This is a genomic window from Pantoea wallisii, from assembly GCF_002095485.1.
Lineage (GTDB): Bacteria > Pseudomonadota > Gammaproteobacteria > Enterobacterales > Enterobacteriaceae > Pantoea > Pantoea wallisii.
The window spans coordinates 13,699-40,413 of the sequence record NZ_MLFS01000006.1 but is presented as its reverse complement, the minus strand read 5'-3'; the positions used below and the strand labels follow the sequence as shown (position 1 = coordinate 40,413).

Annotated in this window: 20 protein-coding genes and 2 pseudogenes; 8 read left to right on the top strand and 14 right to left on the bottom strand. The window is 57.1% G+C overall.

Annotated features, from left to right (window positions below; translation table 11 throughout):
- Nucleotides 1-84: 84 nt before the first annotated feature.
- Nucleotides 85-675, bottom strand: a complete 591-nt coding sequence (locus tag HA48_RS03480; protein ID WP_128599798.1) for a YiiQ family protein — start codon at nucleotides 673-675, stop codon at nucleotides 85-87.
- A gap of 105 nt (nucleotides 676-780) precedes the next feature.
- Entirely contained in the window at nucleotides 781-1,527 is a 747-nt protein-coding gene (gene fpr / locus HA48_RS03475; protein WP_128599797.1) for a ferredoxin--NADP(+) reductase, read from the bottom strand.
- A 291-nt stretch (nucleotides 1,528-1,818) separates the two neighbouring features.
- On the opposite strand from fpr, the gene emrD reads away from it, so the two are divergent.
- Entirely contained in the window at nucleotides 1,819-3,015 is a 1,197-nt protein-coding gene (emrD, locus tag HA48_RS03470; protein WP_128599796.1) for a multidrug efflux MFS transporter EmrD, read from the top strand.
- Here emrD and glpX read toward each other — a convergent pair.
- The 3 genes and pseudogenes from glpX to HA48_RS03455 all read right to left on the bottom strand — a co-directional run bounded on the left by glpX (nucleotide 3,005) and on the right by HA48_RS03455 (nucleotide 6,496).
- Nucleotides 3,005-4,015 carry a class II fructose-bisphosphatase gene (gene glpX, locus HA48_RS03465; RefSeq protein ID WP_128599795.1) on the bottom strand — a complete coding sequence of 337 codons (1,011 nt, stop codon included), beginning with the start codon at nucleotides 4,013-4,015 and terminating at the stop codon, nucleotides 3,005-3,007. The genes emrD and glpX overlap by 11 nt on opposite strands.
- A 92-nt stretch (nucleotides 4,016-4,107) precedes the next feature.
- The gene (gene glpK / locus HA48_RS03460) at nucleotides 4,108-5,619 is read right to left on the bottom strand and encodes a glycerol kinase GlpK (protein WP_128599794.1); all 1,512 of its coding nucleotides are present in this window, start codon (nucleotides 5,617-5,619) and stop codon (nucleotides 4,108-4,110) included.
- A 29-nt stretch (nucleotides 5,620-5,648) separates the two neighbouring features.
- Nucleotides 5,649-6,496: pseudogene (locus HA48_RS03455) on the bottom strand (MIP/aquaporin family protein).
- Nucleotides 6,497-6,915: 419 nt separating this feature from the next.
- On the opposite strand from HA48_RS03455, the gene zapB reads away from it, so the two are divergent.
- The gene (gene zapB / locus HA48_RS03450; protein ID WP_128599793.1) at nucleotides 6,916-7,155 is read left to right on the top strand and encodes a cell division protein ZapB; all 240 of its coding nucleotides are present in this window, start codon (nucleotides 6,916-6,918) and stop codon (nucleotides 7,153-7,155) included.
- Nucleotides 7,156-7,206: 51 nt separating this feature from the next.
- Here the strand turns inward: zapB and rraA are convergent, their stop codons facing one another.
- From rraA to priA, 6 genes are all read right to left on the bottom strand, one after another.
- Nucleotides 7,207-7,692: a ribonuclease E activity regulator RraA gene (gene rraA, locus HA48_RS03445; RefSeq protein ID WP_128599792.1), complete on the bottom strand. Its 486-nt coding sequence runs from the start codon at nucleotides 7,690-7,692 to the stop codon at nucleotides 7,207-7,209.
- A gap of 152 nt (nucleotides 7,693-7,844) precedes the next feature.
- On the bottom strand, nucleotides 7,845-9,179 hold the full coding sequence (gene hslU / locus HA48_RS03440) for an HslU--HslV peptidase ATPase subunit (protein WP_128599791.1): 1,335 nt from the start codon (nucleotides 9,177-9,179) through the stop codon (nucleotides 7,845-7,847).
- Between the two features lie 11 nt (nucleotides 9,180-9,190).
- Nucleotides 9,191-9,721, bottom strand: a complete 531-nt coding sequence (gene hslV, locus HA48_RS03435; RefSeq protein ID WP_128599790.1) for an ATP-dependent protease subunit HslV — start codon at nucleotides 9,719-9,721, stop codon at nucleotides 9,191-9,193.
- Nucleotides 9,722-9,860: 139 nt separating this feature from the next.
- Nucleotides 9,861-10,751 (bottom strand): cell division protein FtsN, encoded by an 891-nt coding sequence (gene ftsN / locus HA48_RS03430; RefSeq protein ID WP_128599789.1) that lies wholly within the window; start codon nucleotides 10,749-10,751, stop codon nucleotides 9,861-9,863.
- 152 nt (nucleotides 10,752-10,903) lie between these two features.
- On the bottom strand, nucleotides 10,904-11,941 hold the full coding sequence (cytR, locus tag HA48_RS03425; RefSeq protein ID WP_128599788.1) for a DNA-binding transcriptional regulator CytR: 1,038 nt from the start codon (nucleotides 11,939-11,941) through the stop codon (nucleotides 10,904-10,906).
- Between the two features lie 167 nt (nucleotides 11,942-12,108).
- Nucleotides 12,109-14,307, bottom strand: a complete 2,199-nt coding sequence (gene priA / locus HA48_RS03420) for a primosomal protein N' (RefSeq protein WP_128599787.1) — start codon at nucleotides 14,305-14,307, stop codon at nucleotides 12,109-12,111.
- A gap of 265 nt (nucleotides 14,308-14,572) precedes the next feature.
- Between priA and rpmE the strand changes: the two genes are divergently transcribed.
- The gene (gene rpmE, locus HA48_RS03415; protein WP_021506837.1) at nucleotides 14,573-14,788 is read left to right on the top strand and encodes a 50S ribosomal protein L31; all 216 of its coding nucleotides are present in this window, start codon (nucleotides 14,573-14,575) and stop codon (nucleotides 14,786-14,788) included.
- A 77-nt stretch (nucleotides 14,789-14,865) separates the two neighbouring features.
- Here the strand turns inward: rpmE and metJ are convergent, their stop codons facing one another.
- A complete protein-coding gene (gene metJ, locus HA48_RS03410) occupies nucleotides 14,866-15,183 on the bottom strand; it encodes a met regulon transcriptional regulator MetJ (protein WP_034823729.1) in 318 nt (105 codons plus the stop codon).
- Between the two features lie 279 nt (nucleotides 15,184-15,462).
- On the opposite strand from metJ, the gene metB reads away from it, so the two are divergent.
- From metB to HA48_RS03385, 5 genes and pseudogenes are all read left to right on the top strand, one after another.
- Nucleotides 15,463-16,623 (top strand): cystathionine gamma-synthase, encoded by a 1,161-nt coding sequence (metB, locus tag HA48_RS03405; RefSeq protein ID WP_128599786.1) that lies wholly within the window; start codon nucleotides 15,463-15,465, stop codon nucleotides 16,621-16,623.
- Nucleotides 16,624-16,625: 2 nt separating this feature from the next.
- Nucleotides 16,626-19,057: pseudogene (locus tag HA48_RS03400) on the top strand (bifunctional aspartate kinase/homoserine dehydrogenase II).
- Between the two features lie 212 nt (nucleotides 19,058-19,269).
- On the top strand, nucleotides 19,270-20,166 hold the full coding sequence (gene metF, locus HA48_RS03395) for a methylenetetrahydrofolate reductase (RefSeq protein WP_128599785.1): 897 nt from the start codon (nucleotides 19,270-19,272) through the stop codon (nucleotides 20,164-20,166).
- Nucleotides 20,167-20,313: 147 nt separating this feature from the next.
- On the top strand, nucleotides 20,314-21,588 hold the full coding sequence (locus HA48_RS03390) for an oligosaccharide flippase family protein (protein WP_128599784.1): 1,275 nt from the start codon (nucleotides 20,314-20,316) through the stop codon (nucleotides 21,586-21,588).
- Complete coding sequence (locus tag HA48_RS03385) at nucleotides 21,585-22,466, top strand: ATP-grasp fold amidoligase family protein (RefSeq protein ID WP_128599783.1); 882 nt, start codon at nucleotides 21,585-21,587, stop codon at nucleotides 22,464-22,466. Before HA48_RS03390 ends, HA48_RS03385 begins: the two co-directional genes overlap by 4 nt.
- A gap of 60 nt (nucleotides 22,467-22,526) precedes the next feature.
- Here HA48_RS03385 and ppc read toward each other — a convergent pair whose 3' ends face one another.
- A complete protein-coding gene (gene ppc, locus HA48_RS03380; RefSeq protein ID WP_128599782.1) occupies nucleotides 22,527-25,178 on the bottom strand; it encodes a phosphoenolpyruvate carboxylase in 2,652 nt (883 codons plus the stop codon).
- A gap of 246 nt (nucleotides 25,179-25,424) precedes the next feature.
- Nucleotides 25,425-26,573 carry an acetylornithine deacetylase gene (argE, locus tag HA48_RS03375; protein WP_128599781.1) on the bottom strand — a complete coding sequence of 383 codons (1,149 nt, stop codon included), beginning with the start codon at nucleotides 26,571-26,573 and terminating at the stop codon, nucleotides 25,425-25,427.
- Nucleotides 26,574-26,715 lie beyond the last annotated feature (142 nt).

Genomic DNA, 26,715 nt, shown 5'->3' with positions numbered 1-26,715 from the left:
TGCCAGCGGGCAGCGATGTCTGCCAGACAGTATAGAGATCAAAAGGGGCGCTGGCTTTGCTTTTCGTCATTTTTGGCGGCGGGATCAGGGGTTAGCGAGCGCCAGTTTGATCGGCTCAACGGCGAAGGTCAGACCCTTGTCGCCGTTGTCCGCTACTACAAAGCGCAACGCGCCTTCGGTACGGGAAAAATAGCGCGCGCCTTTCCCGGCGCTGAGCAGCGAATCCAGCTTTTTACGTCCCTCTTCCGCGGAGAGTCCGGGAATGAAAAAGCGCAGCAGTGCGCTCATGTAATCCATGGCGCGCGTCTGCGCAGCTTTCATATCCGGCCCGGGAACCGGCAGCCAGGTAATTTGCAGCGTTTTGATTTTGCCGGTGCCTTGCTCCAGCGCCGTGGAGGCATACAGCGTTTCGCTGATTTTGCTGGCAGCGCGCGTGAGATGACTTTTGTCATCGCGGTTATCAATGGCGCGATACTCCAGTAACGGCAGGTCCGGATTGGCAGCATTGTACTTCTCGCGAAACTGCGCGATGGTCATGTCAAACGTGGGCGCACCCGCCAGCAGATAGGGCGCGGCGGGCAGGTGATCGTTGCGATCCAGCCCGGTTGCGTCCTCCGCCCAGGCGGGAATTGTCAGCGCGAAGCTAAGCAGCAGCGCGACTGGCAGGTTCTTCATTGCTTCGGCCCTAAAACATTCACTTAGCCCACGATTAGAACGGTTTTTACCGCTGAAAGTCAAAACCCGCGCAGGGAAAAGCCTGACATTTTTACGCCGCGTGGCTTACCAGTAGTGTTCACTGGTCATATGGCCCGGTTTGCGTTTGAAATGCTTACGCATTTCACGCGTATCTTTCAGCAGCTGCTGGGTATCGCGTACCATTTGCGGGTTACCGCACAGCATCACATGGCTGGTTTCCGCCGTCATCGGCAGGCCCACCGCACGCTCCAGTTCACCGCTCTCGATCAACTGCGGCACACGCCCATGCAGCGATCCGGCAATCTGCTCACGGCTCACCACCGTCTGGATGTGCAATTTACCGGCATAGCGCTGCTGCAATGCCTGCATCAGCGGCAGGTAACTCAGGTCGCTGGCGTAGCGCGCCGCATGCACCAGCACGATGTTGTCAAAGCGATCCAGATCCTCGCCCTGCTGCAGAATCGACAGATAGGGCCCGATGGCGGTGCCGGTCGCCAGCATCCACAGCGTGCTGCAGTCCGGGATCTCATCCAGCACAAAAAAACCGGCAGCCTCTTTGGTCACCATCACCTGATCGCCGGGCTGAAGCGCCTGCAGGCGCGGGCTGAGTTTGCCCTCCGGTACGGTTACCAGATAGAACTCCAGCAGCGCATCCTGCGGCGCGTTTACGTAAGAGTAGGCGCGCTGCACGCGTTCACCTTCGATCTCCAGTGCCAGCTTAGCGAATTGCCCTGCGGTAAAGGGATCGATGGGCGCCGTTACGCGCAGGCTGAACAGTGCATCGGTCCAGTTTTTTACCTCTTTTACTTCCGCATTGACCCACTCTGCCATGTTCGCTCCTGATTATTGATTATTCGGGCATATCACTATCATCGTCAGCCGCCAAACGGATTTCCAGCCCCGGGTTAGCGAAAGGGCTCTCTGCGTCAAATCGGGCGCACAGAACTACAACTGTAGCGGCCGGTTTACAGGCTGGTGCAGAAGCTTGACGCCCGGCTGCGACAGCGCGTTGCGGCAGCCACTCGCTTTGTCATCAAATCCTGATATTTTTGCCGCCATAAATCCGGGACAGCCTGCTTAACTGCTGTCTTATCTTTGTTTCTCAGGCAGACATTTTGTTCCATGTTGATACGTAAAACACAAAACCGCTTCCTGCTATTCATGCTGATTGTACTGGTTGCCGTGGGTCAGATGGCACAGACCATCTATGTGCCGGCCATGGCGAACATGGCAGAGGCGCTTAACGTGCGCAGTGGCGCCATGCAGCAGGTGATGGCAGCCTATCTGATGACTTATGGCGGATCGCAGCTGATCTATGGACCGCTCTCTGACAGCATTGGCCGCCGTCCGGTGATCCTGGCCGGTATGACGATCTTCGCCGTTGGCGCGCTGATCGCCATGTTCGCGCCCTCACTGCAGATTCTGGTGCTTGGCAGTGCGGTACAGGGATTGGGCACGGGCGTGGCGGGCGTGATGGCGCGCACCATGCCGCGCGATCTCTACTCCGGTATTGCCCTGCGTCAGGCGAATAGCCTGTTAAATATGGGCATTCTGGTCAGCCCGTTGCTGGCCCCGGTGATTGGGGCATTGCTGACGCACCTGATTGGCTGGCACGCCTGCTTCGCCTTCCTGCTGCTGCTATGCCTTGGCGTGACGCTCTCCATGGCGCGCTGGCTGCCGGAAACGCGACCAGCGGATGCACCTGCCACGCCATTCCTGCGCCGCTATGCCACATTGCTGAGTGACGGCAACTTTGTGCGTTACCTGCTGTTGCTGGTGGGCGCGCTGGCGGGCATTGCCGTGTTTGAAGCCAGCTGTGGCGTCCTGATGGGCGGCGTGCTGGGCCTGGATGGCATCACCGTCAGCATTCTGTTTATCCTGCCAATTCCGGCGGCATTTTTTGGCGCCTGGTTCGCCGGCCGTGAGCAGAGATCCTGGCATACGCTGATGTGGTATGGCGTCAATAGCTGCCTGCTGGCGGGTCTGCTGATGTGGATTCCATCGTGGTTTGGCATGATGAACATCTGGACGCTGCTGGTGCCCGCTGCGCTGTTCTTCTTTGGCGCGGGCATGCTGTTTCCGCTGGCCACCTCAGGCGCTATGGAGCCGTACGCCTGGCTGGCGGGCAGCGCGGGTGCGCTGATTGGCGGTCTGCAGAACCTCGGTTCCGGCGTAGTGGCATGGCTCTCCGCGCTGTTACCGCAGCACGATCAATCCAGTCTCGGTATGCTGATGTTTGTGACCTCGCTGGTGATGCTGCTGTGCTGGTGGCCGCTCTCCCGTCATCCGGAGAGCGGCAAGCAGACCGTTACAGGATAAACGGGTGCAGCGCCGCGTCTTTGCGGTCCAGATAGTGAATTGACTGGATGCGGCGAATGGTGCGTGATTTGCCGCGCACCAGCAGCGTCTCGCTGGTGGCGATGTTGCCCTGACGCGTAATGCCCTTCAGCAGATCGCCGGTGGTGATGCCGGTGGCAGCGAAGATGACATTATCGTTACGCGCCATCTGCTCCAGCGGCAGAATGGCGCCCGCGGTGATGCCCATCTCTGCACAGCGCTGCAGCTCCTGCTCGCCAAGGCGGCGATTCTCTTCGCTCTCTCCTTTGACCTGATGGCGTGCCAGCAGGCGCGCCTGCATGTCGCCGTCCATCGCGCGAATCACCGCGGCCGAGACTACGCCTTCTGGCGCGCCACCGATGCCGTAGAGGACATCCACTTCGCTGTCTGGCATACAGGTGAGAATAGAGGCGGCAACGTCGCCATCCGGGAAGGCAAACACACGCACGCCAAGCTGCTGCAGCTGGGCAATCACCGCATCGTGGCGCGGTTTCGCCAGAATTGAGACCGTTAACTGGCTGAGCGGCTTATCCAACGCCATGGCGATGTTTTTCAGGTTGGCCTCAAGAGGCAGGCTGAGGTCAATGGCACCGCGCGCGCCGGGCCCGACAATCAGCTTCTCCATATACATATCAGGTGCGTGCAGGAAGCTGCCTTTGTCACCCACTGCCAGCACCGCCAGCGCGTTGGCCTGGCCCATTGCCGTCATGCGCGTGCCTTCGATCGGGTCAACAGCGATATCCACCGCATCGCCGCGTCCGCTCCCGACCTTTTCACCGATGTACAGCATCGGCGCTTCGTCAATTTCGCCTTCACCGATCACAATCTGGCCGTCGATATCGATGGTATTAAGCATAATGCGCATGGCGTTCACGGCGGCGCCATCAGCCGCATTCTTGTCGCCGCGTCCTAACCAGTGATAGCCCGCCAATGCGGCGGCTTCGGTCACACGGGAAAATTCAATCGCGAGTTCTCGTTTCATGGTTGCACCTGACAAAAAACAGGCAGGCAGTGTAGCACAGCGGGGATCGGGACGGGAAAACCCGCGGCAGGGCGCCGCGGGCGGACAGATTGTTACTCTTCGTCTTCCCATGCCTGGGCGCGCTTAACGGCTTTCTTCCAGCCGGCATAACGGACGTTACGTTCGGTGGTTTCAATACTTGGACGGAACTCACGCTCCACCACAGCTTTGGCGCGAACTTCTTCCAGATCGTTCCAGAAACCGACCGCCAGACCGGCAAGGTAAGCAGCACCCAGCGCGGTAACTTCACGTACTTCCGGACGCTCAACGCGCGTACCGAGAATATCGGACTGGAACTGCATCAGGAAGTTGTTGGCTACCGCACCGCCATCCACGCGCAGTGATTGCAGACGGGTGCCCGCATCGTTCTGCATCGCTTCCAGCACGTCACGCGTTTGGTAAGCAATGGATTCCAGCGTGGCGCGAATGATGTGGTTAGCGTTGGCGCCGCGCGTCAGGCCGAAGATGGCACCGCGTGCATACGGATCCCAGTACGGTGCGCCGAGGCCGGTAAAGGCTGGCACCATATAGACGCCGTTGGTGTCTTTCACCTTCATGGCGAAGTATTCAGAGTCAGTAGAGTCACTGATCAGCTTCATCTCATCACGCAGCCACTGAATAGAGGCGCCACCGATAAATACCGCTCCTTCCAGCGCATAGTTCACTTCACCGCGCGGGCCGCAGGCGATAGTGGTCAGCAGGCCGTGGGTTGAGGTCACGGCTTCGGTGCCGGTGTTCATCAGCATGAAGCAGCCAGTACCGTAGGTGTTTTTCGCCATACCCGGCTGTACACACAGCTGGCCATACAGCGCAGCCTGCTGGTCGCCAGCGATACCGGCGATAGGGATACGCGTACCGCCTTTACCCCCAATGTTGGTCTGGCCATACACTTCTGAAGAGCCTTTCACTTCCGGCAGCATTTCACGCGGAATATCCAGGATCTCGAGCATGCGCTCATCCCACTCCAGCTTGTGAATGTTGTACATCATGGTACGTGAGGCGTTGGTATGGTCGGTAACGTGTACGCGCCCTTGCGTCATTTTCCAGATCAGCCAGGTATCCACCGTACCGAACAGCAGCTCGCCGCGTTTAGCCCGCTCACGCGCGCCTTCAACGTGGTCGAGAATCCACTTCACTTTGGTACCGGAGAAGTACGGGTTAATCACCAGACCGGTGGTGTGCTGGATATACTCTTCCAGACCCTCTTTCTTAAGCTTGTTACAGTAATCGGCTGTGCGCGGATCCTGCCAGACAATAGCGTTATAAATTGGCTTACCAGACTCTTTGTCCCAGACGATGGCAGTTTCACGCTGGTTGGTGATACCAATCGCTGCGATCTGATCGGAGCTGATGTCGGCGTGTGCCAGCACTTCAACCAGCGTGGAGCTCTGTGAAGCCCAGATATCCATCGGGTCATGCTCAACCCAGCCCGCTTTCGGGTAGATCTGGGTGAATTCGCGCTGTGAGACGGCGACGATGTTGGCGTCATGATCAAGCACCACCGCACGTGAGCTGGTTGTGCCCTGATCGAGCGCGACAATGTATTTTTTATCTGTCGTAGTCATTATGGTTTCCTGATGATTAATAATGAAACTTACGCTTTACGCTGCTCAGCGCGTGCGACCGGTTTTTCTGTTTTTGTCACTTCCGCCAGGTTGACGGGCAGGTGACGGCCAATCAGCGCACGGTAACCGAAGGCACCGAGGCAGGCACCGACCAGTGGGCCAAAGATCGGCACCAGGAAGTAAGGGATATCTTTCCCACCGGTAAAGGCGACATCACCCCAGCCTGCAAAGAAGGCGAACAGTTTTGGACCGAAGTCACGCGCCGGGTTCAGGGCGAAGCCAGTGAGCGGGCCCATCGAACCACCGATAACCGCAACCAGCAGACCAATCAGCAGCGGGGCCAGCGGACCGCGCGGTACGCCGTTGCCGTCGTCCGTCAGCGCCATGATAACGGCCATCAGTACGGCAGTAATCACCATCTCAACCAGGAATGCCTGCCCGACAGTAATGTGCGGGTTCGGATAGGTTGAGAAGATGCCGGCCAGGTCGAGGCTCTGCACGCTGCCGCGCACCATCTGGTGGCCCGCTTCATAATCAAAGAACAAATTGTAGTAGAGGCCGTAGACCAGCGCGGCGGCACAGAATGCACCGGCGACTTGTGCCAGGATGTACGGAATGACTTTGCGGCCTCGAAGTTAGCAAACAGGCATAATGCGACGGTCACCGCCGGATTAAGATGCGCACCCGATACGCCAGCGCTCAGATAGACCGCCATGGAGACAGCAAGACCCCAGATAATACAAATTTCCCACTGACCGAATGCGGCACCGGCCAGTTTCAGTGCAGCCACACAGCCCGCACCAAAAAAGATGATCAAACCGGTACCGAGAAATTCGGCGATGCACTGACCTTTTAGTGTGTTCGTTGTCTGACTCATAATAGAATTCCTGAAGCGAGGTTAAATTTTATCAGTTTTTGTTCTCAATCCTTGAGTCGCCCAGCTCTAATGTAGGGTTGATGTGAATTTATCGTTAACGAGCATAAACGAGAAATAGCGAACTTAAAATCTGTGTACTGTGTCATAAAAATGCGCGTTTTCGCGTCTTTTACCGTTCTTTAAGGCCCGGGAACCCGCCTGCATCGCTGACTGGCGCTGTAGCTGCGCGTAAAATGCGCGAACACGAGCGTTTTTTTAAGCATTAACTGAAAAGTGTTACAGACTCCCCGCCCAGGCCTTGTGCCGCTGGACTTGCCGGGTTTCGCTACATACAATCGGGACATCGTGGCTGAACGCAGCATTTTAAACGCAGCGCCAGCGCTATCAACGCCTTGCAAGATTTAGGAGAGGTCAGAAAGATGTCATTTGAAGTATTCGAGAAACTGGAAGCGAAGGTACAGCAGGCGATTGATACTATCACCCTGCTGCAGATGGAAATTGAAGAGCTGAAAGAGCAGAACAACACGCTGAAGAACGAAGTCAGCCAGGCTTCCGGCAACCAGGATGCGCTGGTGCGTGAAAACCAGCATCTGAAAGAGGAGCAGCACGTATGGCAGGAACGTCTGCGTGCACTCCTGGGAAAAATGGAAGAGGTTTAAGTTCCCAGGCTTGAACCGACGGGTGCTGCGGCACCCGTTTTTGTTTGCCGCTTACTCGATATCGAGAGCGTCTTCAGACAGGATAATGCCAGTGTTGTCGGCATAGAGATGGTCGCCAGAGAAGAAAGTGACGCCGCCAAAGTTGACGCGAACATCGCTCTCACCGATGCCTTCACCCGCAGCACCAACCGGAATCGCTGCAATGGCCTGAATGCCGATCTCCAGCTCCTCCAGTTCGTCAACCTGACGCACAGAGCCGTAGACCACGATACCTTCCCACTCATTTTGCGCTGCCAGACGAGCCAGCTGTGCATCCACCAGCGCGCGACGCACCGAGCCACCGCCGTCGACCAGCAGCACGCGACCGCGACCGTTCTCTTCAAGCAGGTCGTAAAGCAGGCCGTTATCTTCGAAACATTTCACTGTGGTAATTTGACCACCGAATGAGGTGCGCCCACCAAAGTTCGAAAAAAGCGGTTCAACAACATTCACTTCTTCATGGTAGATGTCACAGAGTTCAGATGTATCGTATTTCATAGGGTTTTCGTCTGTTTGCCACAGGAGCGGTAAGTATATCGCTATCTGGCGATTGTTGGCAAAATCATCAGCGGCTAAAAAAAGCGCTGCATCAATATCCTGCGTAAAAAAAGCCCGGCACAGAGGCCGGGCGGTGCATAATGGCAAAATCCTTACAGGATGAAGCGGCTGAGATCTTCGTCGGCCACCAGTACATCCAGATGCTTACCGACGTACTCGGCATCGATGGTGATGGACTCGCCGTGACGATCGCTGGCGTCATAGGAGATATCCTCCATCAGACGCTCCAGCACCGTATGCAGACGACGCGCACCGATGTTTTCGGTGGTTTCATTCACCTGCCATGCCGCTTCCGCGATACGACGAATGCCCTCTTCGGTAAACTCTACGTTCACGCCTTCAGTGCCCATCAGCGCTTTGTACTGTACGGTGACAGACGCATTTGGTTCGGTCAGGATGCGCTCGAAGTCATTTACCGTCAGCGCCTGCAGTTCAACGCGAATCGGCAGACGACCCTGCAGCTCCGGAATCAAATCCGATGGGCTGGCAACCTGGAAGGCGCCGGACGCAATAAACAGAATGTGGTCCGTTTTCACCATGCCGTGTTTCGTCGATACGGTGCAACCCTCTACCAGCGGCAGCAGATCGCGCTGTACGCCTTCGCGTGAAACATCAGGACCAGATGACTGGCCGCCACGCTTACAGATTTTGTCGATTTCGTCGATAAACACGATACCGTGCTGCTCAACCGCATCGATAGCATCCTGTTTCAGCTCTTCCGGGTTAACCAGCTTGGCCGCTTCTTCTTCAATCAAGAGCTTCATCGCGTCTTTGATCTTCAGCTTGCGCGGTTTCTGTTTCTGACCGCCCAGGTTCTGAAACATCGACTGCAGCTGGCTGGTCATCTCTTCCATGCCCGGCGGCGCCATGATCTCTACGCCCGCAGATGAGGCCGCGAGGTCAATCTCAATCTCTTTATCATCCAGCTGGCCTTCACGCAGTTTTTTGCGGAAAGACTGACGCGCCGCTGAAGGTTCAGCCGCCTGCTCTGGCTGGCCCCAGTTGTTCTTCGCGGGCGGAATCAGCACATCAAGAATGCGCTCTTCAGCCATCTCTTCAGCGCGATACTTGTTCTTCTCAATCGCCTGACTACGCACCATTTTGATCGCAGAGTCTGTCAGGTCACGGATAATCGAATCGACCTCTTTGCCGACATAACCCACTTCGGTGAACTTGGTGGCTTCCACTTTGATAAAAGGCGCGTTCGCCAGTTTGGCCAGGCGGCGGGCGATCTCGGTTTTACCGACGCCCGTCGGACCAATCATCAGGATATTTTTCGGGGTCACTTCGTGACGCAGCTCTTCGTCGAGCTGCATGCGACGCCAGCGGTTACGCAGGGCAATCGCGACAGCTTTTTTGGCGCCGTCCTGGCCGATGATAAAGCGGTTAAGCTCGCTGACAATCTCGCGTGGAGTCATCTCAGACATGGTTTTGATCCTTACGCCTTGGACGGTAATTCTTCGAAGTTAATATTGTGGTTGGTGTAAATGCAGATATCTCCGGCAATATTCAGTGCCTTTTCAACGATATCGTGAGCACCAATCTCGGTGTTCTCCAGCAGCGCGCGCGCGGCTGCCTGGGCGTAAGGCCCACCGGAACCGATAGCAATCAGGTCATTCTCAGGCTGGATGACGTCGCCGTTACCGCTAATGATCAGCGAGGAGTTCTCATCGGCTACCGCCAGCAGCGCTTCCAGACGGCGCAGCATGCGATCGGTACGCCAGTCTTTCGCCAGTTCGACCGCCGCTTTCACCAGATGGCCCTGGTGCATCTCCAGCTTACGCTCAAACAGTTCAAACAGGGTGAAGGCATCTGCGGTGCCGCCAGCGAAACCAGCGATCACTTTGTCGTTGTAAAGACGACGCACCTTTTTAACGTTGCCTTTCATCACGGTATTGCCGAGCGTTGCCTGGCCATCACCGCCAATCACGACCCGGCCGTTGCGTCGTACACTTACTATTGTTGTCACGGGCAGACCCCTTGTTGCAGTAGAAAAGGAACGCCACGCACTGTGCGCGGCGTGTCATGCAACCAGATATGGGGCAATCCAGGAGGGTTTCAACCCCCGGCAATTTCTGATGCTGCAAATTGCCGGGGTGAGGGCGCGATTACAGCGCGAGAGGAATACAGCTGCCGTGGCCGGCGCTGTGCAGGCGCTTAACGGTGCTATCCGCGCTGCTACGATCTTTAAACGGCCCAATCACCACACGATTCCAGCCGCCACCGGTGGTAATCCGGCTCTCAAAGCCCTCAAAGGCCAGACCGGCCCGGACGGACTCCGCCTGATCGGTGCCTTTGAATGAACCACACTGCACCATCCAGCGTTGGGAAGAGGCTTTCGTTTCCGGTTTGGCTTTCGCGGTTTCCTGCGGCTTCGGCTGCTGCACAGGCTCACGGCTTACCGGTGCGGCTTGCTGCTGCTGTCGTGCGGCCTGCTGTTGCTGTTGCTGTTGCTGTTGCTGGCGCTGCTGCTGCTGTAAGAGTTGCTGCTGACGTTGTAGCTGCTGTTGCTGCTGTTGAGCCTGCTGCTGACGCTGCAACGTCTGCTGGCGCTGTGCCGGCGTCTGCTCATTCCACGGCACCTCATTCAGCTGCGTCGGCTGCTGGCGCATATCGGCCTGCATCTGCTCCAGCAACTGGCGCTGCTCATCCGTCAGCTGAGTTTGTGACTTGATCTCTCCGCCGGCAGAGGGCTCGGTAGGCGAGGGCACCGTGACCTGCCGGTTCTCCAGCTCTTTGATATATTTCCAGCGCTCTTCTGGCTTAGGCGGCAGACCGTTGCCGTTGGCTTTATGATTCGGAATAACCGATGTCTCTTCTTTCTTATGATGCGAGATGAACCATAAACCACCGGCAAAGGTGACCAGTACGGCCGCAGCCAGTACGATCATCAGCTTGGACGTGCCGGAGCCGCCTTTACTTTTTTTGCTGCGGCCTGCGGGTTTTTTGCCACGCGTCCCTGTTGAACGCCCGCGGCCTACGTAATCTCTCTGTGCCACTTTCGTTCTGATACCCTTCAAAAAATGCCAGCGGGCGTGTAAATGTGGTGTTAATTTTGCCCGGCAAGGAATGCGCCATGTTACTCAAGGGCTGGAACTTTGACCAGCAGAGTCTGCCTTCAGAATCTGCTGAAAATGCGCGGCTTCACTGCTTATTTTTCGCGTTTTGTCGCTGGCGCGGTACTGCCGCGTACGCGCAACTCCGCATCCAGCAGGCGTGAACCGCTGCTGACGCGCTTGCCCTGCAACTCATCGAGCAGGAGCAACATCGCTTCGCGGCCAATCTCAAAACGCGGCTGGGCCACCGTGGTTAATGGCGGATCGTAATATTGCGCCAGCTCGATATCATCAAACCCCACCACCGACAGATCCTGCGGAATACGCATGCCCAGCTTACGCGCCTGATTGATGGCTCCCAGCGCCATCAGGTCGCTATGGCAGAAGATCGCTTTGGGCGGCTGCGGCAGGCTCATTAACTGCTTCAGCGCACTGGCACCCGCTTCAAAGGTAAAATCACCGCGCACGATAAAATTTGCGTCAATCGCGATATTGCTGCGGCGTAGCGCCTGAATATAGCCCTGCAGCCGATACTGGCTGAGCGGCACATGTTCCGGCCCGGTGATGCAGGCGATCTGGCGATGGCCGAGCTGCAGCAGATGGTTGACCGCTTCAAACGCCGCCGTCAGGTTATCAATGTGGACGGTAGGCAGCGCCATCTCCGGCGCAAATTCATTGCCCATCACCATGGGCGGCAGATTGCGCTGATCCTCAAGGCCCGCGTCGAACGGCAGTTGTGAACCGAGCAGCACCATGCCATCGATCTGACGCGTCAGCATCAGGTTCAGGAAGGTTTTTTCCTGCTGATCCTGATGGGCGCAGTCACCAATCAGCACCAGATAGCCCTCCTGCGCCGCCGTCACTTCGACGCCGCGAATAATTTCACTGAAGAAGGGATCGCAGATGTCCGGCACAATCACCAGAATGGTTTGCGTGTCGCCGCGTTTGGCATTGCGCGCCAGGCCGTGCGGAGCATAACCCACTGCAATCACGGCCTGTTCCACTTTCTGCCGGGTGGCGGCAGAGACCTTTTCCGGGTTCATCAACGCACGAGAAACCGTGGCGGTTGATACGCCGGCTTGCTCGGCCACATCTTTCATGGTGGCTGTAGATGAGGGTTGCTTCTGGTCCAACGTATAACTCCTGACGCGGTACAGCGCATTGATTTCCTGACATTGCCGGGCTTCAGCCGGGCCGGGCACTATTGTTAACCCAACGCCGGGTGAGGTTGTTACTTAATTTGCATAAAAATTGTGACTTGTGCGACTTTTTTCGATCTGGCTCGCAGATGTGGCGGGGCTTAACTCTCGGTCGGGTCAATATCCAGCGTCCATTTCACCTTGCGCGCGGCGGGCAGGGTGGCGATCAGCGGCAGAGATCCCGTCAGCAGCTGCTGCAGGCGTTTGCGTGAAGGGTGCTGCAACAGCAACTGCCAGCGCCAGCGGCCGCTGCGCTTGGGCGCCAGTGCCGGCACCGGCCCCATCAGCCACATCGCGTCATCTTTTAACGGGCTGGCTTCCAGCAGATTGCGCAGCTGCATCAGAAATTCTGCTGCCTGTGCGTTATCGAGATCTTCCGCGCGGAACAGGGCGTGGCTGGTCCACGGCGGCAGCTGTACCGCCTGACGCTCCAGCAGAGTCTGATCGGCAAAGGCAAAGTAGCCGCGATGCAGCAGCGTTTGCAGCAGCGGATGTTCCGGATGATGCGTCTGCAATAGCACTTCGCCCTGCTTACCAGCGCGGCCCGCACGGCCGGCAACCTGCGTATAGAGCTGAGCGAAGCGTTCGGCAGCGCGAAAATCAGCGGAGAAGAGTGCGCCATCTACGTCCAGCAGTGACACCAGCGTGACATCCGGAAAATGGTGGCCTTTCGCCAGCATCTGGGTGCCCACCAGGATGCGTGCGCCGCCGCGATGCACGTCGGCCAGATGCTGCTCCAGGGCGCCTTTGCGGCTGGTGGTGTCGCGATCGATGCGCGATACCGGCACGTCGGGGAACAGCGTGCTGAGCTGCTGCTCCAGCTGTTCTGTTCCGACGCCAACCGGCATCAGATGCGTAGAACCGCAGCCCGGGCACTGGTGCGGCAGCGGGCGCTGGCTGTCGCAATGGTGGCAGCGCAGCTGGCGATAGTGCTGATGCAGCGTGTAATAACTGTCGCAGCGCTGGCACTCGGCCAGCCAGCCGCAGTCGTGGCACATCAGCGCAGGCGAGAAGCCGCGGCGGTTCAGGAACAGCAGCACCTGATTATCCGCCTGTAAATGCTGGCGCATTTTGCCGAGCAGCGCCGGCGCCAGCCCACCTTTTAGCTGCTGGCCTTTTAAATCGATCAGCTGTTGCAGGGCCGGTTTAGCATTACCGGCACGTTTGGTGAGATTGAGCTGGCGATACTTGCCAACGCGCACGTTGTGCAGCGTCTCCAGCGCGGGCGTCGCGGAGCCCATCACAATCGGGATATTCTCTTCGTGCGCGCGGAAGACGGCCAGATCGCGTGCCTGATAGCGCCAGCCCTCCTGCTGCTTGTAGGAGCTGTCGTGCTCTTCATCAATAATAATCACGCCCGGGCGCGCCAGCGGGGTGAATAGCGCCGAACGCGTACCGATAACAATGGCCGTTTCACCGCTGCGCGCACGCAGCCATACCGCCAGGCGCTCGCTGTCATTCAGCGCCGAGTGCAGTACATCGACGGGCGCATCGAAGCGCTCACGGAAGCGGGCGATGGTTTGCGGCGTCAGACCAATCTCCGGCACCAGGACCAGCGCCTGTTTGCCGCGCGCCAGCACGTTTTCCAGCACGCTAAGATAGACCTCGGTTTTACCTGAACCGGTGATGCCTGCCAGCAGCCAGGCCGCGTAGCGGTCATCTTCGCTGCGCATTGCGCCTACCGCCATTGCCTGATCGGTGTTCAGACGCAGGCGTTCACCTTTAACGGCAAACGTGTCGCGCCAGTCAACATGCTGTGGCGCATGCTCGCGCAGGTCGCACAGGCCTTTGGCGCGCAGCGCCTGTAGAGCAGCATCCGTCAGATCGTGTTCGCTGACCTGATGGCGATAGAGCGGTTGCTGACGCAGGGCGGCCAGCGCCTGCTGCTGCTTTGGCGCACGTTTCAGGCTCTCCAGCGCCGTTTCGCGGCCGGCCTCGCTGACCACCCACTGCCACAGCGGTGTGTCCTGCGCCGGTTTGCCCTGGCGCAGGAGAACAGGCAGCGCATGGCTGAGCACTTCACCCAGCGGCGAGTGGTAGTAGCCGGCGGCCCAGTTAAGAATGCGCCACAGCGCCGGTGCGAACAGGCTGTCACTGTCGAGCAGCGCATCAATCTGTTTGAGCTGTGCAAGCGGCAGGTCGCTGGTTTCCCGCACGCCGACCACAATGCCAATCATTTTACGATTACCGAACGGCACGCTCACGCGCGCGCCAGCCACCGGCTGTGGCGCATCGGCGGGCAGCAGGTAGTCAAACAGGCGGGGCAGTGGCACGGGCAGGGCAACCTGAACAACGGGCATGACGATCTCTATCCGGTTCTGTCATAAGGAGAAGTAGTGTACACGCTGACGCAATCCCCGTCATAGTGCGAAACGCCGGGGCGCTGACCGCGCCTCTTCAGTCGGGGCCAGCGCACAGAGATTTGCCAGAAGCGCTCAATTTCTGTATACTATGCCGCCTTTGATGAGATTACTCGTCAGAGCATACACATTTTATTAACCGCGTGTGGTGCTGTGCAGGTTCGCCTGGCACGGAGAGCGACACGGCCTTTTATGAGGTTCTCCCATGAAACAAGGTATTCACCCGAAATACGAAGCTGTGACCATTACCTGCTCTTGCGGTAACGTGATCAACACCCGCTCTACCATGACCGGTACGCTGAACCTGGACGTGTGCGGCAAATGCCACCCGTTCTACACCGGTAAGCAGCGTGTTGTTGACTCTGGTGGTCGCGTTGATCGCTTCAACAAGCGTTTCAGCATCCCAGGCAGCAAAAAATAAGATTATTTGCCATCGAGTCTTTACGATTCGGAAGCAAGAAAAAACCCAGCCTCGGCTGGGTTTTTTTATTTCTGGCTTCAGTACTCCCAGGTATCGGGATCGATGCCCATCTCTCGCATTATCTGCTTCGCTTCTTCCGGAATCTCATCGCTGCGCTCTTTGCGTAAATCAACATCGTTCGGCAGCGGCTGGCCGGTAAACGCATGTAGAAAGGCTTCACACAGCAGTTCACTGTTGGTGGCGTGACGCAGGTTATTGACCTGACGGCGGGTACGCTCATCCGTTAAAATTTTCAGCACTTTCAGCGGGATAGAAACCGTAATCTTCTTAACCTGCTCGCTCTTCTTACCGTGTTCAGCGTAAGGGCTGATATATTCGCCGTTCCATTCAGCCATGGGGTACCTTAATCAATAAAAAGTTGAATATGGGGAAATCCGTTGATTATGCCCGATTTTTCGATGCCTGACCGCTTAAACTGCCGGTTTTATGCTTAACCATCACTTTTCACAGGAAAGCGCGCTGAACACCAGGCGATGACGCGTAATTTTAGCGGGTATTGGGGCTTTGCTCAATCTATACGCTAAGACATTTAGATGTCCAGATGTATTGACGTCCAGTTGCGGAATGTTATCCTGTGGCCACTTCTTTATTACACTTCAGGAACAGTAAGCACCATGACGCGTAAACAGGCAACCATCGCAGTACGCAGCGGTTTGAATGATGACGAGCAATATGGCTGCGTTGTCCCGCCGATTCACCTCTCCAGCACCTATAACTTCCTTGATTTCAATGAACCTCGTGCGCATGACTACTCGCGTCGCGGTAATCCGACGCGCGATGTGGTACAACGCGCGCTGGCGGAGCTGGAGGGTGGTGCGGGTGCCGTACTGACGAATACGGGCATGTCGGCGATTCATCTGGTGACGACGGTGTTCCTGAAGCCGGGCGATCTGCTGGTCGCGCCACATGACTGCTACGGCGGCAGCTATCGCCTGTTTGATAGTCTGAGCAAGCGCGGTGCTTATCGCGTGAAGTTTGTCGATCAGGGCGATCAGGCGGCGCTGGCTGCCGCGCTGGCTGAAAAACCCAAGCTGGTGCTGGTGGAGAGCCCAAGCAATCCGCTGCTGCGCGTAGTGGATATCGCCGCTATCTGTCAGGCTGCACGCGAAGCCGGCGCCATCAGCGTGGTGGATAACACCTTCCTGAGTCCGGCCTTGCAGAACCCGCTGGCGCTGGGCGCCGACCTGGTGGTGCACTCCTGCACCAAGTACCTGAACGGCCACTCAGATGTGGTGGCGGGCGCGGTGATTGCGAAAGATCCGGCCGTTGCGACAGACCTTGCCTGGTGGGCGAATAATATTGGTGTAACCGGCGCCGCGTTTGATAGCTATCTGCTGCTGCGCGGTCTGCGTACGCTGGCACCACGAATTGCGGCAGCCCAGCGTAATGCGCTGGCAATTGTGGAGTATCTCCGGCAGCAACCGCTGGTGAAAAAATTGTATCATCCGTCACTGCCTGAGAATGCGGGGCATGAGTTCGCGGTGCGCCAGCAGCGTGGGTTTGGCGCCATGCTCAGTTTTGAGATTGATGCCGATGAAGCACGCCTGCGCCGTTTCCTGAAAGCGCTGCAGCTGTTTACGCTGGCCGAATCACTTGGCGGTGTTGAGAGCCTGATTTCACACACGGCCACCATGACGCACGCCGGCATGTCGGCAGAAGCGCGTGCCGCAGCAGGCATTTCAGAAACGCTACTGCGTATTTCTGTCGGAATTGAAGATCACGAAGATTTAATCGCCGACCTGGATAATGCATTCAGGATCGCAGCCGAGGGGTAAGCATGACGATTTCAGCAGGCGCGGGAACGCCAACCAGACAGTTGCATAAATTCGGGGGCAGTAGCCTGGCAGACGCCCGGTGCTATCAGCGCGTGGCCAGCATCATGGCGGACTACAGCCAGCCAGGCGACTTAATGGTGGTCTCTGCCGCGGGCAGTACCACCAACCAGCTGATTAGCTGGCTCAAACTGAGCCAGAGCGATCGCTTATCTGCTCATCAGGTGCAACAGGCGTTACGGCGCTATCACAGCGAACTCATTGCTGCGCTACTGCCTGCTGAATTTGCCGAAACCCTGACCGCTGCGTTTATCCGCGATCTGGAGCGGCTTGCCGCGCTGCTCGACGGCGCGATCACCGATGCCGTGTATGCTGAAGTGGTCGGTCACGGTGAGATCTGGTCTGCGCGGCTCATGGCCGCCGTGCTCAATCAGCACGATATTGAAGCCGCCTGGCTGGACGCGCGTGATTTTCTGCGCGCCGAACGCGCTGCGCAGCCGCAGGTGGATGAGGGGAAATCCTGGCCGCTGTTGCAGGGGCTGCTGGCCCAGCACCCGCATAAGCGTCTGGTGGTAACCGGCTTTATCAGCCGCAGCGAAGCGGGAGAAACCGTGCTGCTGGGGCGTAACGGTTCTGACTATTCGGCCACGCAGATTGGCGCGCTGGCCGGCGCTGGCCGCGTAACCATCTGGAGCGATGTGGCGGGCGTTTACAGTGCCGATCCGCGTAAAGTCTCCGATGCCTGCCTGCTGCCACTGTTGCGTCTGGATGAAGCCAGTGAGCTGGCGCGTCTGGCCGCACCGGTGCTGCACACCCGTACGCTGCAGCCGGTTTCAAACAGCGATATCGATTTACAGCTGCGCTGCAGCTATCAGCCGAACAGGGCTCTACACGTATTGAGCGCGTGCTGGCATCCGGTACCGGCGCGCGGATTGTCACCAGCCACGACGATGTGTGCCTGGTGGAGATCCTGATTCCGGATAATCATGATTTTGCCATGCAGCAGAAAGAGATCGACTTGCTGCTGAAGCGCGCGCAGCTGCGCCCGCTGGCCATCGGCGTGCATCCGGATCGTCGTCTGCTGCAGCTGTGTTACACCTCCGAAGTGGTCAACAGCGCCTTTAACCTGCTGCAGGATGCGGCACTGCCCGGACATCTGCAGCTGCGCGACGGCCTGGCGCTGGTGGCGCTGGTTGGTGCAGGCGTAACGCGTAATCCGCTGCACAGCCATCGTTTCTGGCAGCAGATTAAAGATCAGCCCGTGGAGTTTGTCTGGCAGTCGGAAGATCACATCAGCGTGGTCGCGGTACTGCGCGTCGGGCCGACGCAGCACCTGATTCAGGGATTGCACCAATCGCTGTTCCGCGCCGAAAAGCGTATTGGCCTGATGCTGTTTGGTAAGGGCAATATCGGTTCACGCTGGCTGGAGCTGTTCGCCCGCGAGCAGGAGACCCTTTCGGCGCGCACTGGCTTTGAGTATGTGCTGGCGGGCGTAGCAGACAGCCGTCGCAGCCTGCTGAGCTATGAGGGGCTGGATGCCAGCCGGGCGCTGGCGTTCTTTGATGATGAAGCAGAAGAGCGCGACGAAGAGTCGCTGTTCCTGTGGATGCGTGCGCACCCGTTTGATGATTTAGTGGTGCTGGATGTGACCGCCAGCGCGCCGCTGGCGCAGCAGTATCACGATTTCGCCAGCCACGGTTTTCATGTCATCAGCGCGAATAAAGTGGCCGGCGCGGCAAGCAGCCAGAGCTGGCGCCAGGTGCGCGACGCGTTCGCCAAAACCGGGCGTCACTGGCTGTATAACGCCACCGTGGGCGCCGGCCTGCCGGTTAACCATACCGTGCGCGACTTACGTGAAAGCGGTGACAGCATTCTCGCCATTAGCGGCATTTTCTCCGGCACGCTGTCATGGCTGTTCCTGCAATTTGATGGCACCGTGCCGTTTAGCGAGCTGGTCGATCAGGCGTGGCAGCAGGGCTTAACGGAACCCGATCCGCGCGTGGATCTCTCCGGTCAGGATGTAATGCGCAAGCTGGTGATTCTGGCGCGTGAAGCGGGCTACGATATCGAGCCGGATCAGGTGCGCGTGGAGTCGCTGGTGCCGCCCTCCTGCGAAGATGAGTCTATCGATCACTTCTTCGAAAACGCAGAGGAGCTGAATGACCAGATGCTGCAGCGCTTCGAAGCGGCACAGGAGATGGGGCTGGTGCTGCGTTATGTCGCGCGTTTCGATGCCAATGGTAAAGCGCGCGTTGGTGTTGAAGCGGTGCGCCCGGAGCATCCGCTGGCCTCGCTGCTGCCGTGCGATAACGTGTTCGCTATTGAGAGCCGCTGGTATCGCGACAATCCGCTGGTGATTCGCGGGCCGGGCGCGGGCCGCGACGTGACCGCCGGCGCGCTGCAATCAGATATCAATCGCCTCGCGCAACTGCTGTAACTCTCTTCTGTTCGCAGACGGCACTCGCCGTCTGCGTTTTCCCGTCATTGTTGAGTAAATGAAGCGCATTCACCACGCGTGAGTATTTGTCACGCCCGTTGAGTAATTTTCTGTTGACGCCATCATGAGAATCGTTCATTTTGTGCATCTGGACGTCTAAACGTATGGATGTTTACGGGCGGCAAATTAATCGATTGTGAAGAGGTAACAGAATGAGTTTCTTTCACGCCAATCAGCGCGAAGCGCTGAATCAGAGCCTGGCTGAGCTGAACGGGCAAATTAATGTCTCTTTTGAGTTTTTCCCGCCACGTACCAGCGAAATGGAAGATACCCTCTGGAGCTCTATCGATCGGCTTAGCATCCTGAAGCCGAAATTTGTGTCGGTGACCTATGGCGCGAACTCCGGTGAACGTGACCGCACGCACAGCATTATCAAAGGCATTAAAGATCGTACCGGTCTGGAAGCGGCTCCCCATCTGACCTGCATCGACGCCACACGCGAAGAGCTGCGCGGCATCGCGCGCGATTACTGGGAGAGCGGGATTCGTCATATCGTAGCGCTGCGCGGTGATTTGCCGCCGGGCAGCGGCAAACCTGAGATGTACGGTGCCGATCTGGTGGCACTGCTAAAAGAGGTGGGCGAGTTTGATATCTCCGTTGCGGCCTATCCGGAAGTGCATCCGGAGGCGAAAAGCGCACAGGCTGACCTGATCAACCTGAAGCGTAAAATTGATGCCGGTGCCAGCCGCGCGATTACACAGTTTTTCTTCGATGTGGAGAGTTACCTGCGCTTCCGCGACCGCTGTGTCGCCACCGGCATCGACGTTGAAATCGTGCCGGGCATTCTGCCGGTCTCCAACTTCAAACAGCTGCAGCGCTTTGCCGCCATGACCAACGTACGCGTGCCGGGCTGGATGAGTGCGATGTTTGCCGGACTGGATGATGATCCGGAGACGCGCAAAATGGTTGGCGCCAATGTGGCGATGGATATGGTGAAGATTCTGTCGCGTGAAGGCGTTAAAGACTTCCACTTTTATACCCTGAACCGCGCTGAGATGAGCTATGCCATTTGCCATACGCTGGGCGTGCGCCCGCCGGCCGCTGCCTGAAAATCGCAGCAAAAAATAGACGGGAACGCCGGTTCCCGTCCCGGCTTTCTCCGCTTGCCGCTCAGACGTGATTTTCAGACCCGTCTTGTGTGTGATGTAAACATTCCTGCTTAGTATCTTCGCCACTCATTTGGGCGGGATGCTATCTTGAACCTCAGCACGTTATTTCGTAGCAAGAAGCTGCGCAATGCTTTATGGATGATCTCAGAGAAGTTAATTTCGCTGTTCGGTCTGATATTCATCACCTCTTTTGTCGCTAAATATATTGGCGTGGCGCTTTTTGGTCAGCTGGCGCTGGCGATTGCACTGTTTCAGATTATTCAGGTCGCCGCGCAGATGGGCAGCGATAACGTTATATTTAAGCGCATTACCCGTAATCCCCGCTCCGGCATGAAACTTATCCACGCGACATTGCTGCAGCGCATGATTATTTATCTCGTGCTGTCACTGCCGCTGCTGCTATGGCAATATTTCCATGTTGATCGGCAGTCGCTCTTTTTCTTTATTGCGGTCTTTGTTGCCACGCTGTTCAGCACCCTTGATATTTACGTAATCTATTACAACGCGCGGCTGCAATCTAAATATAATGCAATCGTTAACAGCATGGGATTATTACTGGGGTTTGCCCTGCGCTCTGGTGTGGTATGGCTGCATCTGACGCCGGAGTGGCTCGGCCTGCCTGTTATCGCGACCACGCTGCTGCCTCTGCTGGTGCGCTACTGCGCCAGCCGCAAGCTGTTTACGTTTCGCCTTTCGCTGCGCGCCATGCAGCGTTATCGCCGCTATCTGCTGCACGCAGGGATTTCGCTGGTGATCGCCTCTGTTTCGGTCGCGGTATACAGCCGAATTTCGCAGCTGGTGCTGGCATGGCTGGCGGGCAGTAAAGCCGTCGGGCTCTACTCTGTTGCCAGCTCGCTGGCCACCAGCTGGACCTTTGTCACCGGCGCGTTAATTACGTCAGCGTTTACCGCTATCTTCCAGTGCAAAAATGAGCAGGAAGCGGCTCGCCAGGCTGCACGTCTGCATCGTGTTATTCTGCCCGTGGCACTTTTTTTTGCACTGACATTCGCATTGAGCGCATACCCGCTGCTGAGTTTTCTGTACGGCGAGCAATATCTGGACGCCTGGCCAGTGCTGATTTTATTATCCGTGGCCTCTGTTTTTTCGGCATTAGGGCCGATTGCCTATCGCTATATTATTCGCCTGTCAGGTTACCGCTATCTCACAATTAAATCACTCCTGCTCATGGCGCTGAGTCTGCCGTTAACCGCACTGCTGAGCTGGCAGTGGGGATTTTATGGCGCGGCTGTCAGCACAATTATTGCCGAGGTGCTGGGTCTGACGCTGTTTAATTATCTCTTCGCACAGGGCGCAATCCGGAAGATTCACTACTCTGCTTTAACTCTAAGGAAAGGAAAATGAAAAGCTGGCTTAAAAAAGGATTTAAACTCTTACCGTGGCACGTGCGTGACGTTATTTTTTATAGCAGAACCTTTCGCCGATTGCCCAATCTGCGCAATCCTAAAACGTTTAATGAAAAAACGTTATGCCGGAAACACTATGACTGCTATAGCAATGCCCGGTTTCCGCTGCTGGCCGATAAATATCAGGTGCGTGAATACGTCAGCGCGAAGATTGGTCAGCAATATTTGATCCCGCTGGTTTGCGTGCTGGATAAGGTTGAGGAGCTGGCGGCTTTGCAATCTCACCTGAAAGATACGGTGGTAAAATCGACTCACGGCGCCGGCATGGTGCACTTCTTCGATGAGGTGCCGGATGATGAAGGGCTGAAGCAGGCACAACAGCTTTTCCAGCGCTGGCTGGAGACTGATTACACTGCGCACGCGGGCGAACATCATTACAGCATGATCCCGCGCCGTCTGGTGGTTGAGCAGCGCATAGTGGGCGAGCAGACGCATCTGACCGACTATAAATTTCACCTGTTTCGCCAGCCGGATAACACTTATTGGTATGTACTGCAGATGATTGACTGCCGTTTTGACGGCAACATGCAGCATCGGTTTTACGTTAATGCCCTAACCAGCAAAGAACTCAATCTTCTGCGGCCTGCGCTGCAGCAGGCGCTGGCGTTAAGCGTGCCGTTGATGGGTGAGCTGGAGTATGCGCGCATTGACTGGTATATCGCGCAGGGGCAGCCATGGTTTGGTGAAATTACCCTGACGCCGGCCGCCGGCTTTTCCTGCGCAATCGGTGATGAACTCGATCAACTCATGGGCCAGCACTGGCACTACCAGAAGCCCGTCAAAGGGATGCAGCCGGCCCGTCTGCGCCAGGCATAATGTAAAAAAAGCCAGCCCCTGTGCGGGCTGGCCTGATCACTGTTATCACGCTTGTCGCGGTTAACCGGTGTTACGCATGCCCGCGGCGACACCGGCGATAGTCACCATCAGCGCCTGCTCCACGCGCGGATCGGCATCATCGCCGCGCGCTTCCTGCGCACGCGCACGATGCAGCAGCTCCGCCTGTAATACGTTGAGGGGATCGGTATAGACGTTACGCAGTGCGATGGATTCAGCGATCCACGGCTGGTCCGCCATCAGATGCGCATCGTTAGCGATGGTCAGCACCGCTTTGATATCAGCATCCAGCTGGTCACGCAGCTGCCTGCCCAGCGGCCACAGCGATTTATCCACCAGGCGCTGATCGTAATATTCGGCCAGCCACAGGTCCGCTTTCGCAAACACCATCTCCAGCATGCCGAGGCGCGTGGCAAAGAACGGCCACTCGCTGCACATGGTTTCCAGCTGATCCTGATGGCCTTCATCCATCGCCTTCTGCAACGCGGCGCCAGCACCCAGCCACGCCGGCAGCATCAGACGGTTTTGCGTCCAGGCGAAGATCCATGGAATGGCGCGCAGCGACTCCACGCCGCCGGTTGGCCGGCGTTTGGCCGGGCGTGAGCCAAGCGGCAACTTGCCCAGCTCCTGCTCCGGTGTTGCCGAGCGGAAGTAGGGCACGAAGTCCGGATTTTCACGCACATAACCGCGGTACATCGCACAGGAGTGGGATGAGAGGTTATTCATGATCTCCTGCCACTCGCGCTTTGGCTCTGGCGGTGGCAGCAGGTTGGCTTCCAGAATCGCACCGGTATAGAGCGACAGGCTGGCGATAGTGACTTCCGGCAGGCCATATTTAAAGCGAATCATCTCGCCCTGTTCGGTGACGCGCAGGCCACCCTTCAGGCTGCCTGGCGGTTGTGACAGGAGTGCCGCGTGTGCCGGTGCGCCACCGCGACCAATTGAACCACCGCGTCCGTGGAACAGCGTCAGCGTGATGCCGGCTTTTTCACAGGTTTTGATTAACGCGTCCTGCGCCTGATACTGCGCCCAGCTGGCCGCCATCACACCGGCATCTTTCGCCGAGTCGGAATAGCCAATCATCACCATCTGCTTGCCGTTGATAAAGCCGCGATACCAGTCAATATTCAGCAGCTGGCTCATCACATCATTGGCGTTGTTCAGGTCGTCGAGAGTTTCGAACAGCGGCGCTACCGGCATCGCATAAGGAATGCCGGCCTCTTTCAGCAGCAGATGCACCGCCAGCACGTCGGAGGGTGTTTTCGCCATTGAGATTACGTAGGCCGCGATTGAACCCTGTGGGGCTTCTGCCGCCACTTTGCAGGTGTCCAGCACTTCACGCGTATTGTCGCTCGGCTCCCACTGGCGCGGCAGCAGCGGACGTTTGGAGTTCAGCTCACGGATCAGGAACGCCTGTTTGTCCGCTTCTGACCAACTCTCATAATCCCCCAGGCCGAGGTAGCGCGTCACTTCAGCAATCGCTTCGGTGTGGCGCGTGCTCTCCTGACGAATATCAATACGCACCAGCGGCACGCCAAAGCACTTCACGCGGCGCAGCGTATCCAGCAGCTGGCCATTGGCAATGATGCCCATGCCGCACTGCTGCAGCGACTGGTAGATGGCAAACAGCGGCTGCCAGAGCTGATCGTTAGAGACCAGCAGATCGGCCGGACGCGGCAGGCGCTCACCTTTCAGACGACGTTCAAGGTAGGTCTGGGTATTCGTCAGCTGGCTGCGCAGACGCTTCAGGATCACGCGATAAGGCTCAATCGCCTCTGGATCGCCACACAGTTCGCGGACTTCATCGCTGCACTCCGACATCGACAGCTCAGATACCAGCACGCCGATATCGCGCAGGAAGAGATCGGCGGCTTTCCAGCGGCTTAATTGCATCACGTGGCGGGTAATCGGCGCCGTCACATTCGGGTTGCCGTCGCGGTCGCCGCCCATCCACGACGTAAATTTGATCGGCACGAAATCCACCGGCAGCTGAATCCCAAAGGTCTCTTCCACCTGCTGATTTAATTCACGCAGGAATGCCGGTACGCCCTCCCACAGGCTGTTCTCCACCACCGCAAAGCCCCATTTGGCTTCATCTACCGGCGTTGGACGGTATTTACGGATCTCATCGGTGTGCCACGCCTGCGCCACCAGCTGGCGCAGACGGCGCATAACCTGATTGCGTTCGTAATCGGAGATGTCGCTGTGGTCGAGCTGCTTCAGGCAGCTGTTTACTTCACCCAGCTTGTGAATCAGCGTGCGACGGGTGATCTCGGTTGGATGCGCGGTCAGCACCAGCTCCAGCGACAGCTCCTCAATCGCCTTGCGAATCGCCGGTTCACTGAGGTCGCTCTGCTGCTGCAGGCGCTCAAAGGTCTTTTTCAGCAATTCCGGGTGGTTAGCGCCGTCGCCGCTGCGGGAGATGGTTTGATACTGTTCAGCCACGTTGGTCAGGTTAAGGAACTGGCTAAAGGCGCGCGCAACCGGTAGCAGCTCGTCATTCGAGAGGTTTTGCAGCGTGGAGAGCAGCTCCTTACGATGAGTGTCATTGCCTGCACGGGATGACTTAGAGAGTTTGCGGATGGTCTCCACCCGATCGAGGATGTTCTCTCCCAGTGCATCCTTTATCGTATCCCCGAGCAGTTTGCCGAGCATACTGACATTACTTCGCATTGCGGAATATTGTTCGTTCATGTGACCCTGACACCCTTATCGTCTTTTTAATCAACCTATACCCAACGGGCATAACATCGTCTTTTATCTAGCCACGGTTCTTCCGGTTCGTCAATTGACTTAAATTAGCGCTAATAGGTTGCTAACTGACGGAAATTCAAAGAATTTACTGAACGGGAAGCGGGATAAGTTATTCTTATTATCAAATCCCGGATAATGACGGGGCATTTTGCTGATTTAACAGTGAAATGCCCCATCTGTTATTTATCAGTGGCAGAAATGCTGCACAACCTGCGTGATAAGCGCATGGGTCGGCTTGATAAATGCAGTATCAATAAACTCATCAGGTTGGTGTGCCTGATTAATGGAACCTGGCCCTAATACCAGCGTCGGACACAACTGCTGGATAAAGGGCGCTTCGGTGCAGTAGTTCACTACCTCCGTCGGCACGCCCAGCAATTTCTCTACGACTTTCACCAGTTCGTGATCGGCCGGGCACTCGTAACCCGGAATCGGTGGATGCAGCTCGCCTACAGTTAATCGCCCCGGCCAGCGTGCGCTAACCGGTTCCAGCGCTTCGTTGAGTAAGCCGTCCAGATCGCTCAGGGTTAAACCTGGCAGCGGACGGATATCCATGTGCAGTTCGCAGCAGGCACAGATGCGGTTTGCAGCATCCCCGCCGTGAATATGGCCAAAGTTCATGGTCGGGTAAGGAATGGCGAAACCGTCGTGGTGGTAGCGCTCTTTCAGCGTGTTACGCAGCTGCATCAGATGGGTGATCGACTCATGCATCAGTTCAATCGCGTTCACGCCGCGTGCGGGATCGCTGGAGTGACCAGACTGGCCCTGTATACGAATCGCATGCGACAGGTGGCCTTTATGCGCGCGCACCGGCTTCAGCGAGGTCGGCTCACCGATAATGGCGCAGTCCGGGCGGAGTTGGGTCGATTCTGAAAAGTACTTCGCGCCCGCCATGGTGGTCTCTTCGTCCGCCGTGGCGAGAATGTACAGCGGTTTACTCAGCGTCTTCACGTCAACATCACGCATCGCATCCAGAATAAAAGCGAAGAAACCTTTCATATCGGCAGTGCCCAGGCCGTAGAGCTTGTTGTCGTGCTCGGTCAGGGTAAAAGGATCGCGCGTCCAGCGGCCATCATCATAGGGCACGGTATCGGTATGGCCAGCCAGCAGCAGGCCGCCGGCACCGTCGCCGCTGCGCGCCAGCATGTTGAATTTATGCCGGGTGCCCGGTACCGGCTGCACTTCTACGCTAAAGCCAAGATCGCGGAACCAGCCCGCCAGCAAATTGATTAAAGTTTCATTGCTCTGATCCAGCGCGCTGTCGGTAGCGCTGATTGACGGTGTGGCAATCAGCTGGCGGTAGAGTTCGATAAAAGGTGGAATTTTTGACTTCACTGTTGACGGTCCTTGGGTTAGGATGTATCAATATTCATGCATTAATAGTGAATAAAAATACATTAACGTCGTCTGCATGTGAACTGAAAAAGTGTGCAAACGGCATCGTGGGCAACGGGGCAAGGCCGCGACCCGATACGTG

Bases quoted from the DNA above. Each gene is read 5' to 3' on its own strand.
- HA48_RS03480 (WP_128599798.1), bottom strand. From the start codon at position 675: ATGAAGAACCTGCCAGTCGCGCTGCTGCTTAGCTTCGCGCTGACAATT.
- metF (WP_128599785.1), top strand. From the start codon at position 19,270: ATGAGTTTCTTTCACGCCAATCAGCGCGAAGCGCTGAATCAGAGCCTG.
- glpK (WP_128599794.1), bottom strand. From the start codon at position 5,619: ATGACTACGACAGATAAAAAATACATTGTCGCGCTCGATCAGGGCACA.
- metB (WP_128599786.1), top strand. From the start codon at position 15,463: ATGACGCGTAAACAGGCAACCATCGCAGTACGCAGCGGTTTGAATGAT.
- metJ (WP_034823729.1), bottom strand. From the start codon at position 15,183: ATGGCTGAATGGAACGGCGAATATATCAGCCCTTACGCTGAACACGGT.
- rraA (WP_128599792.1), bottom strand. From the start codon at position 7,692: ATGAAATACGATACATCTGAACTCTGTGACATCTACCATGAAGAAGTG.
- zapB (WP_128599793.1), top strand. From the start codon at position 6,916: ATGTCATTTGAAGTATTCGAGAAACTGGAAGCGAAGGTACAGCAGGCG.
- hslU (WP_128599791.1), bottom strand. From the start codon at position 9,179: ATGTCTGAGATGACTCCACGCGAGATTGTCAGCGAGCTTAACCGCTTT.
- emrD (WP_128599796.1), top strand. From the start codon at position 1,819: ATGTTGATACGTAAAACACAAAACCGCTTCCTGCTATTCATGCTGATT.
- fpr (WP_128599797.1), bottom strand. From the start codon at position 1,527: ATGGCAGAGTGGGTCAATGCGGAAGTAAAAGAGGTAAAAAACTGGACC.
- HA48_RS03385 (WP_128599783.1), top strand. From the start codon at position 21,585: ATGAAAAGCTGGCTTAAAAAAGGATTTAAACTCTTACCGTGGCACGTG.
- ppc (WP_128599782.1), bottom strand. From the start codon at position 25,178: ATGAACGAACAATATTCCGCAATGCGAAGTAATGTCAGTATGCTCGGC.
- rpmE (WP_021506837.1), top strand. From the start codon at position 14,573: ATGAAACAAGGTATTCACCCGAAATACGAAGCTGTGACCATTACCTGC.
- priA (WP_128599787.1), bottom strand. From the start codon at position 14,307: ATGCCCGTTGTTCAGGTTGCCCTGCCCGTGCCACTGCCCCGCCTGTTT.
- glpX (WP_128599795.1), bottom strand. From the start codon at position 4,015: ATGAAACGAGAACTCGCGATTGAATTTTCCCGTGTGACCGAAGCCGCC.